Source organism: Hafnia paralvei, assembly GCF_020150375.1.
Taxonomy (GTDB): domain Bacteria; phylum Pseudomonadota; class Gammaproteobacteria; order Enterobacterales; family Enterobacteriaceae; genus Hafnia; species Hafnia paralvei.
Genome location: NZ_CP083737.1, coordinates 3,824,315 through 3,837,818 on the forward strand (window position 1 = coordinate 3,824,315; position 13,504 = coordinate 3,837,818).

General features: G+C 50.0%; 12 protein-coding genes. 1 reads left to right on the plus strand and 11 read right to left on the minus strand.

Annotated elements, in window-relative coordinates; genetic code table 11:
• The first annotated feature begins 31 nt into the window (after window positions 1-31).
• Window positions 32-229 (plus strand): DNA gyrase inhibitor YacG, encoded by a 198-nt coding sequence (gene yacG / locus K9N75_RS17825; protein ID WP_008814588.1) that lies wholly within the window; start codon window positions 32-34, stop codon window positions 227-229.
• 57 nt (window positions 230-286) lie between these two features.
• On the opposite strand, the gene mutT is transcribed toward yacG, so the two are convergent.
• From mutT to ftsW, 11 genes are all read right to left on the minus strand, one after another.
• The gene (gene mutT / locus K9N75_RS17830) at window positions 287-682 is read right to left on the minus strand and encodes an 8-oxo-dGTP diphosphatase MutT (RefSeq protein WP_008814589.1); all 396 of its coding nucleotides are present in this window, start codon (window positions 680-682) and stop codon (window positions 287-289) included.
• 98 nt (window positions 683-780) lie between these two features.
• Window positions 781-3,489, minus strand: coding sequence for a preprotein translocase subunit SecA (gene secA / locus K9N75_RS17835; RefSeq protein WP_004094534.1), 2,709 nt, complete (start codon window positions 3,487-3,489; stop codon window positions 781-783).
• A 75-nt stretch (window positions 3,490-3,564) separates the two neighbouring features.
• Entirely contained in the window at window positions 3,565-4,089 is a 525-nt protein-coding gene (secM, locus tag K9N75_RS17840; RefSeq protein ID WP_039190226.1) for a secA translation cis-regulator SecM, read from the minus strand.
• 256 nt (window positions 4,090-4,345) lie between these two features.
• Complete coding sequence (gene lpxC, locus K9N75_RS17845; RefSeq protein ID WP_004094538.1) at window positions 4,346-5,263, minus strand: UDP-3-O-acyl-N-acetylglucosamine deacetylase; 918 nt, start codon at window positions 5,261-5,263, stop codon at window positions 4,346-4,348.
• A 112-nt stretch (window positions 5,264-5,375) separates the two neighbouring features.
• Window positions 5,376-6,536 carry a cell division protein FtsZ gene (gene ftsZ / locus K9N75_RS17850; RefSeq protein ID WP_004094540.1) on the minus strand — a complete coding sequence of 387 codons (1,161 nt, stop codon included), beginning with the start codon at window positions 6,534-6,536 and terminating at the stop codon, window positions 5,376-5,378.
• A gap of 70 nt (window positions 6,537-6,606) precedes the next feature.
• On the minus strand, window positions 6,607-7,863 hold the full coding sequence (gene ftsA / locus K9N75_RS17855) for a cell division protein FtsA (RefSeq protein WP_004094542.1): 1,257 nt from the start codon (window positions 7,861-7,863) through the stop codon (window positions 6,607-6,609).
• A complete protein-coding gene (gene ftsQ / locus K9N75_RS17860; RefSeq protein ID WP_008814591.1) occupies window positions 7,860-8,726 on the minus strand; it encodes a cell division protein FtsQ in 867 nt (288 codons plus the stop codon). The genes ftsA and ftsQ overlap by 4 nt, the downstream gene beginning before the upstream one ends.
• 1 nt (window position 8,727) lies before the next feature.
• A complete protein-coding gene (locus K9N75_RS17865; protein WP_008814592.1) occupies window positions 8,728-9,648 on the minus strand; it encodes a D-alanine--D-alanine ligase in 921 nt (306 codons plus the stop codon).
• Window positions 9,641-11,098 (minus strand): UDP-N-acetylmuramate--L-alanine ligase, encoded by a 1,458-nt coding sequence (gene murC, locus K9N75_RS17870; RefSeq protein ID WP_039190229.1) that lies wholly within the window; start codon window positions 11,096-11,098, stop codon window positions 9,641-9,643. Before murC ends, K9N75_RS17865 begins: the two co-directional genes overlap by 8 nt.
• Before the next feature lie 135 nt (window positions 11,099-11,233).
• Entirely contained in the window at window positions 11,234-12,313 is a 1,080-nt protein-coding gene (gene murG, locus K9N75_RS17875) for an undecaprenyldiphospho-muramoylpentapeptide beta-N-acetylglucosaminyltransferase (protein WP_008814594.1), read from the minus strand.
• Window positions 12,310-13,464, minus strand: a complete 1,155-nt coding sequence (ftsW, locus tag K9N75_RS17880) for a cell division protein FtsW (protein WP_233454444.1) — start codon at window positions 13,462-13,464, stop codon at window positions 12,310-12,312. The genes murG and ftsW overlap by 4 nt, the downstream gene beginning before the upstream one ends.
• Window positions 13,465-13,504: the final 40 nt, after the last annotated feature.

The following is a 13,504-nucleotide window of genomic DNA, read 5'->3' on the forward strand; positions in this document are numbered from 1 at the left end:
AGTGCACGTGAACCAAGAAAGGAAAAATGAAATGACAGATGAAATTATGACGGTGAACTGCCCGATCTGTGGCAAATCCGTAGTCTGGGGCGAGCAAAGTCCTTATCGACCATTTTGCTGCAAACGCTGCCAATTGATTGATTTAGGCGAATGGGCGGATGAAGAGAAACGAATTCCGAGCAATCCTGATCTCTCAGAAAGCGATGATTGGAGTGAAGAACAGCAATAAGCGCATCGCTGGCTCTTCTTATAGATAGCGCAGAGCAGTTGCCTGCGCTAACCATTCTTAAGCGCGGTTAAGCTGCTCAATGATCGGTTTGTTCGGCTCAGGAAACTCTTCGGCCTTGAGCTGATGCTGATGCACCCAGCGCATTGGCTGCCCTTCTCGCCCATACGGCGTTTTATCCCAATCCGTCACCAGATAGAAATACAAGGTCACTATGCGATCGCTAAACCGATGATCGAGCTGGCAGAGTAATTCACAATCTCGCACTTCGATACCTGTCTCTTCCAGCAACTCACGATACAAGCCCTGCACGGGACTCTCATTAGCTTCAATTTTTCCACCTGGGAACTCCCATAAACCGGATAAATGTGAGTCACCACCGCGGCGAGTAATAAAAACCTCTCCCTCATCATTACGGATAATACCGACCGCAATGTGCAGATGCTTTAGGCTCATAGCTTATTCCTTTTATTCAAATTCTCGTCGCTATTGACAAGAAAAAGGGACACGCAAATGCGTATCCCTTATAGCCAACAGATCAATGTGCTACGCGATTAGCCTTGCAGACGACCATGGCACTGTTTGTATTTTTTACCAGAACCACATGGGCATGGATCGTTACGGCCCACTTTGCGCTCACCGGTCTGTGATGCCAGAGACTGTGCCGCTACGGTTTCATCGTCAACGTGGCTCAGTTGCTGCTGGCGAGCCAAACGTTCAGCCTCTTCACGGCGCTGCTGCTCCATCGCTTCAACCTCTTCTGGCATGCGTACTTGAACCTTGCTCAGAACGCTGATCACTTCATATTTCAGTGATTCAAGCATGGCAGCAAACATCGCGAAGGATTCACGTTTGTATTCCTGCTTAGGATCTTTCTGCGCATAACCACGCAGATGAATACCCTGACGCAGATAATCCATCGCGGCCAAATGCTCTTTCCACAGGGAGTCCAGCGTTTGCAGCATCACGCCTTTCTCGAAGTTGCGCATCATTTCTACGCCCACAACTTCTTCTTTGCGCTGATACACTTCAACGGCCTGCTGGAAGATACGCTCACGCAGAGTTTCCTCATGCAGTTCTGGCTCTTTATCCAACCACTCTTTGATCGGCATTTCCAAATCAAAGTCGTTTTTCAGGCGCTCTTGCAGACCATCGATATCCCACATTTCTTCCAGCGACTGCGGTGGAATGTAAGTATCGAGAACCGTTTTAAATACGTCTTCACGAATGCTGGTGATGGTTTCGCTCACATCGCTCACATCCAGCAGTTCATTACGCTGGGAGTAAATGGCACGACGTTGGTCGTTTGCCACATCATCATATTCCAGTAATTGCTTACGAATATCGAAGTTACGGCTTTCCACTTTACGCTGCGCATTAGCAATCGCTTTAGTTACCCATGGATGCTCAATCGCTTCACCCGGTTTCATACCCAGTTTGCGCATCATGCCAGTGACACGGTCAGACGCGAAGATACGCATCAAGGCATCTTCCATAGACAGGTAGAAGCGAGAAGAACCGGCGTCACCCTGACGGCCCGCACGGCCACGTAGCTGGTTATCGATACGACGAGATTCATGACGCTCAGTACCGATGATATGCAAACCACCTGCAGCAAGAACCGCGTCGTGACGAATTTTCCACGCAGCTTTAATTTCTTCGATCTGCTCATCCGTCGGCTCAACCAGCTCGGCGACCTCAGTTTGCCAGCTACCCCCTAACACGATATCGGTACCACGTCCGGCCATGTTAGTGGCAATGGTCACAGCACTAGGTAGACCTGCGTTGGCAACAATATCCGCTTCTTTAGCATGGAACTTAGCGTTCAGAACGTTGTGCTTGATGCCTGCTTTAGTCAGTTCCTGAGAAACCACTTCCGATTTTTCGATGGAAATAGTACCAACCAGCACAGGTTGTCCGCGTTTGGTGCATTCGCGGATGTCTTCAATAATGGCTCCAATCTTTTCCATTTCCGTCATATAGACCAGATCAGGCATATCCTTACGGATCATTGGGCGGTTAGTAGGGACAACGATGGTATCCAACTTGTAAATGGAGCTAAATTCGAACGCTTCGGTATCTGCAGTACCGGTCATACCCGCCAGCTTTTCATACAGACGGAAGTAGTTCTGGAAGGTAATTGAAGCCAACGTTTGGTTTTCGTTTTGAATTTCAACGCCTTCTTTGGCTTCAACAGCCTGATGCAGGCCATCAGACCAGCGACGGCCTTGCATGGTACGCCCAGTATGTTCATCGACGATGATGACTTCGCCATCTTTAACAATGTAGTCAACGTCGCGGGTAAACAGCACATGCGCACGCAATGCCGCAGTAACATGATGCATCAGCATGATGTTCGCCGGAGAGTACAGTGACTCCCCTTCTTCCATAATGCCGGCTTCAACCAGCATTTCTTCAATCAAGATCAGACCGCGTTCGGTCAGGTTAACCTGACGACTTTTTTCATCAACGGAGAAGTGGCCTTCACCCTGGAAGGTGTCGGAGTCTTCTTTTTCCTGACGGATCAGTTTAGGGATCAGCTTGTTAACGCGAATGTACATCTCAGAGCTATCTTCAGCCGGACCAGAGATGATAAGCGGCGTACGCGCTTCGTCGATGAGAATGGAGTCAACCTCATCCACCAGCGCATAGTGCAGTTTGCGCTGAACGCGTTCTTCAGGGCTAAACGCCATGTTGTCACGCAGATAGTCAAAACCGTATTCGTTATTCGTACCATAGGTGATATCCGCAGCGTAGGCTGCGCGTTTCGCTGGCGCGGTCATACCCGGCAAGTTGATACCAACAGAAAGGCCGAGGAATTCGAACAGTGGACGGTTATTTTCGGCGTCACGCTGTGCCAAGTAGTCGTTCACGGTAACCACGTGCACGCCTTTGCCGCTTAACGCATTCAGATAAGCTGGCAGGGTTGCCGTCAGCGTTTTACCTTCACCGGTACGCATTTCCGCGATACAACGATCGTTCAGAACCATACCGCCTAACAACTGCACGTCGAAGTGACGCATGCCAAATACGCGTTTACTCGCCTCGCGTACGGTCGCAAAGGCTTCTGGCAACAGGCTTTCTACCGTTGCGCCTTTTGCCAAACGCTCGCGGAATTCGTTAGTTTTTGCTTTCAGCTCGTCGTCGGAGAGTTTTTCCATCTCCGGTTCCATCTGATTAATCAGAGCTACAGCTTTGCGCATACGGCGCAAGGTACGATCGTTACGGCTACCAAAAACCTTGGTCAATAATTTGATTAACATAAGTCCTAATATCTCTTAGCGAGCGATACTTCACGATCGCCCAAATTTATAATGATGAGAGGGTAATACAAGCGATTAGATATAGCGCAATTGCGGTCCAGCACGAATGCCTTGAACCTGAGCGACCCAAAGTGCTGGAGCATGCGCATTCGGCGCAGTATCCAACATGGGCATCAGTAGAACGGGGGTAGATGGCGTGATCGCTGGCTGTAACGTTAACAACGAGCTTAGAGAACTGAGTAAAACCAGTTGCTGAGCATGCAGCTCATCAACCTGAATATCATTAGCTGGTTCGGCAGTAACCTGCGGTGTCATTCGATAGCTTAAATGACGAATAGCCGTTCGCAGTGCATGCTGATGCCAATAGTCTATGGATTGGAAGCTACCGCGACGTTTGCTAGCCTGCAACCAAGAAAACTCATTGGTGTTGTGAGCGTTGATTAGGCGCTGCAAGCTGGTGGATGGATCGGCAACCTTGGTCTGCTCAGTATTCGCTAACGCATTAGGCACGCCAAGCGTAGCCGCGACCATCCCCCAAAGGAGATGCGGCCAGAAATAGCGTCTGCCAAATTGTCGCCAACGATTGAGAATACCAATCACATTAAATTTCCGTGTTTCCACCACACATAGGCGGAAGATTTTACCATTATTATCATCAATCGACATCAGGATTAATCAATCACAGACGCGGGAAGCCATATTAATACGATAAAGACGGTATATTTTGCTTAGAAATGAAAAACAGAAATGAAGATAGCAGGAGAAAAAGAAAAAATAGGAATAAAAATTAGAACGACTGGCTTCATTAGCCGGAGAGAGTACTAACTCCGCCAGTCGTGATCAGAAACAGTCAGCGTTAAGCTAAAACTGTTGTTGGTGCACGGAATGCGATTGGCATTTCGGCATCATCTTCAAACGTTACGTATTCCCAAGCTTCCTGCTTAGCTAATACTGCTTGTAACAGTTTGTTGTTCAATGCATGACCTGATTTGTATGCGGTGAATGCACCAATGATGTTATGTCCACACATGAACAAGTCACCAATGGCATCCAGCATTTTGTGACGAACAAATTCGTCTTCAAAACGCAGACCATCTTCGTTGAGGACGCGATAATCGTCCACTACGATGGCACAATCGAAGCTACCGCCCAGGCACAACCCACGGGACTGTAAATATTCGATATCACGCATAAAACCAAAAGTACGCGCACGGCTAATCTGGCGCACAAACGATTCGGCGGAAAAATCCATCCGATAACGCTGTGAGCTGGAATCAATCGCTGGATGATTGAAGTCAATGGTAAAGTCTAAGCTGAAACCGTTATACGGAGACAGTTCAGCCCATTTATCACCATCTTCAACACGCACAGCCTGCTTCAAGCGAAGGAATTTCTTCGCGCAGTTCAGCTCTTCGATACCTGCTTCTAACAACAAATACACGAAAGGACTGGCGCTGCCATCCATGATAGGGATTTCTGCCGCGTCAACTTCAATAATTAAGTTGTCGATACCCAAGCCCGCTAATGCGGCGTTCAGATGTTCTACGGTAGAAATACGTACGTCATGCTCATTAACCAGGCAAGTACAGAGCATGGTATCACGCACGGATTTTGCATCAGCCGGAAAATCAACCGGTGGATTCAAGTCAGTGCGACGATAGATGACCCCGGTGTTAGCCGCGGCTGGGCGCATAGTCAGTGTGACCTTTTTGCCGGTATGAAGACCGACACCAGTCGCCTGAATAATACGTTTTAATGTCCGTTGTTTGATCATCGTTTTATCTCGCAGTGTTTATCCATCCAACCACCTCTAGCAAAGTAATTTTATACTAGGGGCGGCGGGACAGTTTAGCACAAAGAGCGGAGATGCCAAATATCTGAGCAAATTAGTCTGCTTGCTTACGCAAGAAGGCCGGAATATCCAGATAGTCAGGTTCTTTATTACTCCCCTGAGCAGTTTGGTCATTAACGACTTTCGCTGCTGCAGGTTTACTCTCTTGTGGCAACGGAGACAAGCCATGCTGCTGATAACGCTGGTCAATAACTGGCTGTGGAGCCTGTTTACTGGTAACCAGAGTGATCTCAGGACGCTTATCCATGCCGATACCGGTTGCAACGACGGTAACACGCAGTTCATCGTTCATCTCTGGATCCAGAGAAGTACCGATAACGACAGTTGCATTATCAGAAGCAAATGCGCGAATGGTGTTACCTACGGTTTCGAACTCATCCAAACGCAGGTCGAAGCCCGCGGTGATGTTAACCAGCACACCGCGTGCGCCAGACAGATCGATATCTTCTAACAGTGGAGAAGAGATAGCCATTTCAGCCGCTTCTTCTGCACGGTCCTCGCCACAGGCAATACCCGATCCCATCATGGCATAGCCCATTTCGGACATCACGGTACGCACGTCCGCAAAGTCAACGTTCATCAGACCTGGGCGTGTAATCAGTTCCGCAATACCCTGTACCGCACCTTTCAGTACGTCGTTAGCGGCGCCGAATGCGTCTAATAGGGAGATACCACGACCCAGAACTTTCAACAATTTGTCGTTCGGGATAGTGATCAGGGAATCCACGTGCTTGGACAGTTCAGCGATACCCTGCTCTGCAAACGCCATGCGCTTCTTGCCTTCAAAATTGAAAGGCTTAGTCACAACAGCAACAGTCAGAATACCTAAATCTTTAGCAACTTCAGCCACAACTGGCGCAGCACCGGTCCCTGTACCGCCGCCCATGCCGGCTGCGATAAATACCATGTCAGCGCCTTCCAATGCAGCTCGCAGACCTTCACGGTCTTCTTCTGCAGAGTTACGACCCACTTCTGGGTTCGCACCCGCCCCCAGACCTTTAGTGATTCCACTACCGATCTGAATGGTTTGGCCAACAGCCGTTTTACGCAACGCTTGAGCATCGGTGTTAACCGCGAAGAATTCAACGCCTTCGATACGCTCACGCACCATGTGCTCTACGGCGTTGCCACCGCCGCCGCCGACGCCGATGACTTTAATCACCGCGTCATTGGTTAATTCCATTGGTTCAAACATAGTTTCTCTCCGTTTTGTGCCTGTCGCTTCGAGATCATTAACGCGTAAGGATGATCTCTTTTTTTAAACATTAAAACTCTTTTCTCAGCCAGCCATTGATTTTCTTGAACCAATTGCCGACTGAAGCTCTTTTTTCTACTTCAGCCTCACCGCTAAGGTGCGACTCTTTTCCGTAATGCAGTAACCCAACCGCCGTTGAGTAGTAAGGTTCCTGCGCATAATCTGTCAGGCCGGTGATATTCAGAGGCTGTCCAATACGCACCTGCGTATGGAACACCTGTTGCGCACACGCTGCCAGTCCGTCGATCTGCGCGGCACCACCGGTCAAAACAATCCCTGCAGCCAGATGATGTTTTACACCCTGCTGGCGAAGCTGTTCCTGCAACTGCAGAATTTCATCATTCACCAGATTCAACAATTCGGTATAACGAGGCTCAATAACTTCAGCCAAGGTCTGACGTTGCAGGCTACGTGGCGGACGACCACCAACGCTTGGCACTTCAACGCTCTCGTCTTTGCTCACCAACGTTCCCATTGCACAACCGTAGCGAACCTTGATAGCTTCTGCGTCGGTTGGCGGAGTGCCGAATGCGTAGGCAATATCACTAGTGACCACATTGCCCGCATAAGGAATAACCTTGGTATGACGCAGGGCTCCACCGGTATAGACTGCCATATCCATGGTGCCACCGCCGATATCTACCACACAAACGCCCAGTTCGCGCTCATCTTCGGTCAATACAGCATAACTCGCTGCAAGTCCGGCAAAAATCAGTTGATCAACCTTGAGGCCACAGCGCTCAACGGCTTTGACAATATTCTTAGCCATATCATTATGGCAGGTAATCAGATGAACTTTAGCCTGCATACGCACGCCCGAGAGTCCAACCGGATTCTTGATGCCTTCTTGGTAGTCAATCGCATATTCCTGCGGAATAACGTGCAGAACACGGTGCTCATCACGTACGCGAACGGACTTCGCAGTGTGGACAACGTTTTCTACATCTTCCAGCGTCACTTCTTCTTCGGAAATAGGAACCATCCCTATTTCGTTCTGGCAGCTGATATGTTTGCCAGATAGCGCTAAATAGACCGAAGAAATTTGGCAATCTGCCATCAATTCGGCTTGATCAATGGCACGCTGGACACACTTAACGACGGATTCCAGATCGTTAACGCCGCCTTTGTCCATGCCACGGGATGGGCAACTCCCCACACCGATGATATTGACCATGCCATCGGGCAGAACTTCCCCTACCAGAGCGGCTACTTTTGCCGTTCCGATCTCCAGTCCAACTACCAGTTTTCTGTCCGTCGACTTGATCATTGTTGTTTAACCTGTGCCTGATTCTGTTGCTGATTAGCGTGTTGCTGTGTCTGCGTGTCAATCGGCGCTGGAGCCCATCCCACGGCTGCGCCGGTGTCATAGCGCAGATCAACGTAGCTAATACGTTGGTTTGTTGCCTGCGCCTGCTGCTGTAGCGCGGGATAAAGTTCCTCAAACCGCGCTAAGCGCCCAGATGGATCATCACGTCCCAGCTCAAGACGAATGTCATCCTCTAGACCTAACTGCCATGAGTGACGCGCACTCATTGACACCATTTTCAGCTTAAAGTTATTTTTCGCCAGTTCCTGACTCATTGAGCGATACCCTTCCAGCACATCATTTTCACTGCCTTCGGGACCATACAGCAGCGGCATTTTCTGCTGTATCGTGCGCTCTGCCGGTACACTGAATGGCTTACCTTCAGCATCAACCAACCGTAAGTCATTCCAACGAGCAACTGGAACATACTCAACCAGATGAATTTTAAGTTCGTTAGGCCACTGCTTACGCACGCTAGCCTGCTTAATCCACGGTAAACGCTCTATCTGCTGTTGGATCACATCAACGTTCTGCGTCATAAATGTGCCAGGGGCACCCAATGACAAAATGGCCTGTCGGATATCGTCATTCTTAGTGAAATGACGCTCTCCAGTCACCACTAGCTTGGAGAGTGGCATACGGCTGGCGTCTTTCATCCAGCTCACCACCATCCAGCCACTAACCACGATTGAACCCAGTACGATTAATAAAAAAATCATACCAAACAAACGAATACCATTACTGCGACGCAGGCCTGCACCACTACGGCGTTGGCCTGAACCTGCCGGTTCGCGGTCGCGAGTGTTCAGGGCTGCCTGCGACATATCAGTTAGCCAGCTCCAAGATGCGGGCAACTAGCTGAGAGAAGCTCAGCCCAGACTGACGCGCCGCCATTGGAACCAAGCTATGACTGGTCATACCCGGAGCCGTATTCACTTCCAGCAGATAGAATTCGCCATCGCTATCCATCATGACGTCCACGCGTCCCCAGCCACTGCAGTCGAGCGACTTATAAGCTTTACGTGCCAACTCGGCTAGTTCACGTTCGCGATCTTCGCTCAAACCACTTGGACAGAAGTATTCGGTCTTATCAGACAAATACTTAGCCTCATAATCATAGAATACTCCCGGCGCTTGTATACGAATCGACGGTAAAATCTCTTCACCCAAGAAGGCGACGGTGTATTCGGGACCACTCAGCCATTTCTCTACCAGAACATCATCATCATGACGGAAGGCTTCTACCAAGGCATCATCAAACTCACTGGCATCGCTCACCTTGCTCATACCAACGCTAGAACCTTCGCGGCTTGGCTTGACAATCAGCGGTAAACCTAACGCATTCAATGCAACCAACATCTCTTGCGTTAAGCCTTCGTCAAACTGTGCACGACTGATAGCAACAAAAGGCGAAACAGGCAGGCCTGATGCTTGCCAAACCAGCTTGGTACGCAGCTTATCCATCGTTAAGGCGGAGGCCATCACACCACTACCGGTATAAGGCAGTTGCAAAAACTCCAAAACGCCTTGCAGAGTTCCGTCTTCGCCACCACGGCCATGAAGGGCGATAAAGACTTTGTCATATCCTGCATCTTTCAACTGCGTCGCAGGGAAGTCTTTAATATCAACCGGATGCGCATCAATACCGGCCTCTATCAGACCCTTTAATACCGCTTGGCCTGACTGCAAAGACACTTCACGCTCTGCGGAGGTACCACCCAGTAATACAGCAACTTTCTCAGCCATGATGTTTTTCATCCGTACTTGTTCTGTCAACGTTAATCGGCTGCAGTTTCTGCTCAGCCAAAGTTCGCGCCACTTTGCCGATATTTCCTGCGCCCTGAGTCAAAATCAGGTCGTCATTTTGTAAAAACTGTGCCAGCGTTGCTGGCAAGGTTGCAGCGTCGGAAACCAAAACTGGATCCAACTTGCCGCGGCCGCGAATGGTGCGACACAATGAACGGCTATCAGCTCCCGGAATAGGCGTCTCGCCAGCGGAATAAACATCCAACATCAGCAATACGTCAACTTGAGACAACACATTTGCAAAATCGTCATACAGGTCACGAGTACGAGTGAAACGATGAGGCTGAAAAATCATCACCAGACGACGATTAGGCCATCCCGCACGAGCGGCTTTAATGGTGGCATCCACCTCGGTAGGATGATGTCCGTAGTCATCAACCAGCATCGCTTTACCTTCTTTGCCGTTCACATTCTCGAGCGCATACTCGCCGAGGAAATCAAAGCGGCGCCCGGTGCCCTGGAAGCCCTCTAACGCACGTAGAATGTCCTCATCCGCAATCCCTTCTTCTGTCGCAACAGAAACGGCTGCTGCCGCATTCAAAGCGTTATGGCGCCCTGGCGCATTTAGCGTTACCGCCAAACGAGGCTTATCCTGACGACAGATAAAGAACGTTCCCTGAGCGCCATTCTGCTGGTACGACTCAATACGTACATCCGCATCTTCGCTGAAGCCATAGGTCGTAATATGACGACCAACACGCGGCAGTAGCTCACGCACGACAGGATCGTCAATACACATCACTGCACGGCCATAAAACGGTAAATTGTGCAGGAAGTTGATAAACGTCTGCTTCAAATTTTCGAAGTCGCCATGATAAGTATCCATATGATCGGCTTCAATATTTGTTACCACAGCCACCATTGGCTGCAAGTGCAGGAACGATGCATCACTTTCATCTGCTTCCGCAATCAGATAACGACTAGAACCTAAACGCGCGTGTGTGCCAGCGGCTTTGACTAATCCACCGTTCACAAACGTCGGATCTAAACCTGCCTCGGCATAAATACTGGAAACCATCGCCGTGGTGGTCGTTTTACCGTGAGTACCCGCAATCGCAATACCATGGCGAAAACGCATCAGCTCAGCGAGCATTTCCGCACGGCGAATCACAGGAATACGCGCTTCACGTGCGGCAACAATCTCTGGGTTATCCGCAGAGATTGCCGTTGAAACCACCACAACGCTCGCATCTTTGACATTCTCAGGGCGATGGTGGAAATAAATCTGCGCGCCCAGCTCAGTGAGCTGCTGCGTGACGGGATTCGGTGCTAAATCAGAACCGCTAATTTGATAACCTTCGTTAGCCAACACTTCGGCAATACCGCCCATGCCAGCACCGCCGATGCCGACAAAGTGAATGTGCCGGACGCGACGCATCTCAGGCACCATGGTACGCAGTTTCGCGAGCTGTTGAGTATTTACGTTCTTATTCACTGTTTCTCAGTTCTGTCATTTTGGCCGGAGTTATTGAATAAACGGTTATCAAATAAACTGTTATCAAACGAACTCCCGCTCAGCGGTAAATTATTTCGCAACTTCACAAATCACGGCGGCAACACGTTCAGTCGCATCCGGAATTGCGGCAGCGCGAGCTTTCTCTGCCATTTCTAATAGGGTCTGACGATCCCATCCAGCCAACGTCGCTGTGACTGACTCCACGGTAAGCTGTGGCTGTTCAATAATTTTTGCAGCACCAGCTTGCTCCAACGGCAACGCGTTCCAATATTGCTGGCGATCTTTGTGCATAAAAGGCACAAATAACGCGGGAAGGCCCGCTGCAGCAATTTCACTCACGGTTAGAGCTCCTGAGCGGCATACCACGACGTCCGCCCAGTCATAGGCCGCAGCCATGTCATCAATAAACTCGGTCACCTTGTGCTGCGTCTGCCCAGCTTTCTCATAGTCGGCCAATACCGCCGGCAATGCGCCCTTACCGACCTGATGCCACAACGTAATTCTATCACCCAGTTGTTCCGCAACTTTTGGCATCGTCTGGTTTAAGATCCGCGCACCTTGGCTGCCACCCACCACCAGAACGCGAATCGGCCCCATTCGGCCGGCTAAACGTTGCTGAGGTATTGGTAGTGCTAAGACGTCTTCACGCACCGGATTACCCACTACCGGAGCGTTAGGAAATGCGCCGGGGAAAGCCTGCAATACACGTTTGGCAATCTTGGACAGCCAGCGGTTAGTTAAACCTGCAATCCCGTTTTGCTCATGCAGTACAACAGGAATTCCACATAGCCACGCAGCCAAACCACCGGGGCCGGAAACATACCCGCCCATCCCTAACACGGCATCGGGCTGATACGCTTTCATAATCGCTTTAGCCTGACGAACCGCGCGGAAAATACGCACCGGAGCACCCAACTGAGCTTTTAAACCTTTGCCACGCAGGCCAGAAATCTGAATAAAATCAATTTCAATACCATGCTGTGGAACCAACTGTGCCTCCATACGATCGGCGGTACCTAACCAGCGAACCTGCCATCCTTGAGCCTGCAAATAATGTGCGACAGCCAAACCAGGAAAAACGTGTCCCCCAGTGCCGCCAGCCATCACCATCAGGCGTTTATTCTTTTGACGATCAGTATTGCTACTCATCGGGCACTCCTTACTACCGCCTGCGCTTTCTCCAGACGGGTTTCATAATCTATGCGTAACAGCAATACCAATGCGGTCGACATAATAAGCAAACTGGAGCCACCGTAACTAATCAGCGGCAGCGTTAGTCCTTTAGTCGGCAACATCCCCGCAGCGGCGCCAACGTTCACCAGTGCCTGAAAACTAAACCAAATACCTATGGCGCAGGCTAAAAAACCAGAAAAACGCTGATCGGCCTCTAATGCACGTCGTCCAATAGACATCGCACGAAAAGCCACGAAGAATACCATTAACAAAGCGAGAACCACACCGAAATACCCAAGTTCCTCGCCTAAAATAGAGAAAATAAAATCGGTATGCGCCTCGGGTAAATACTCCAGTTTCTGAACTGAGTTACCTAAGCCTTGTCCCCAAAATTCGCCGCGACCAAAAGCCATCAAAGATTGTGTTAGCTGATAACCGCTACCGAACGGATCGGCCCATGGATTCCAAAACGAAGTAACACGTCGCATACGGTAAGGTTCAGCAATAATCAGTAGCACTACGGCAAAAATACCGGATCCGATGATCGCCAAGAACTGCCACATTTTGGCACCCGCCAAAAACAACAGACCGAGCGTAGTCACAAACAGCACAACTACCGTCCCCAAATCGGGCTGGGCCAACAGCAACACGGCTAATACCACCATCACGCCCATCGGCTTACAGAAACCCCAAAAATTCGAACGGACCTCTTCTACTTTGCGCACCAGATAGCTCGATAGGTAGCAAAACAGCGCCAGTTTGGAGATCTCAGCAGGCTGAATTCGCAGCGGGCCAAAAGCAATCCAGCGAGATGCACCGTTAACCGAGCTTCCCACCACCAGAACAATGAGCAGCATCGCAACGGACGCTAACAAAAGTGCGTTACTGTAACGCTGCCAAATTTCCATTGGCACGCGTAATGTCACCATGGCTAAACCAAACGCCAAAGCCAGATAAAGCGCATCACGTTTTGCGAACAGGAATGGATCGTCTGCCAAACGCTGGCCAATCGGCATTGAGGCTGACGTCACCATAATAAAACCAACGGCAGCCAACCCAAAGGTCAGCCAAAGCAACGTACGGTCATATAACACCACCATCGCGGCATCGCTTTCACCTGCGCCCATCACCCATTCACGAAAACGGGTGATAATGCCGAAATGCGGC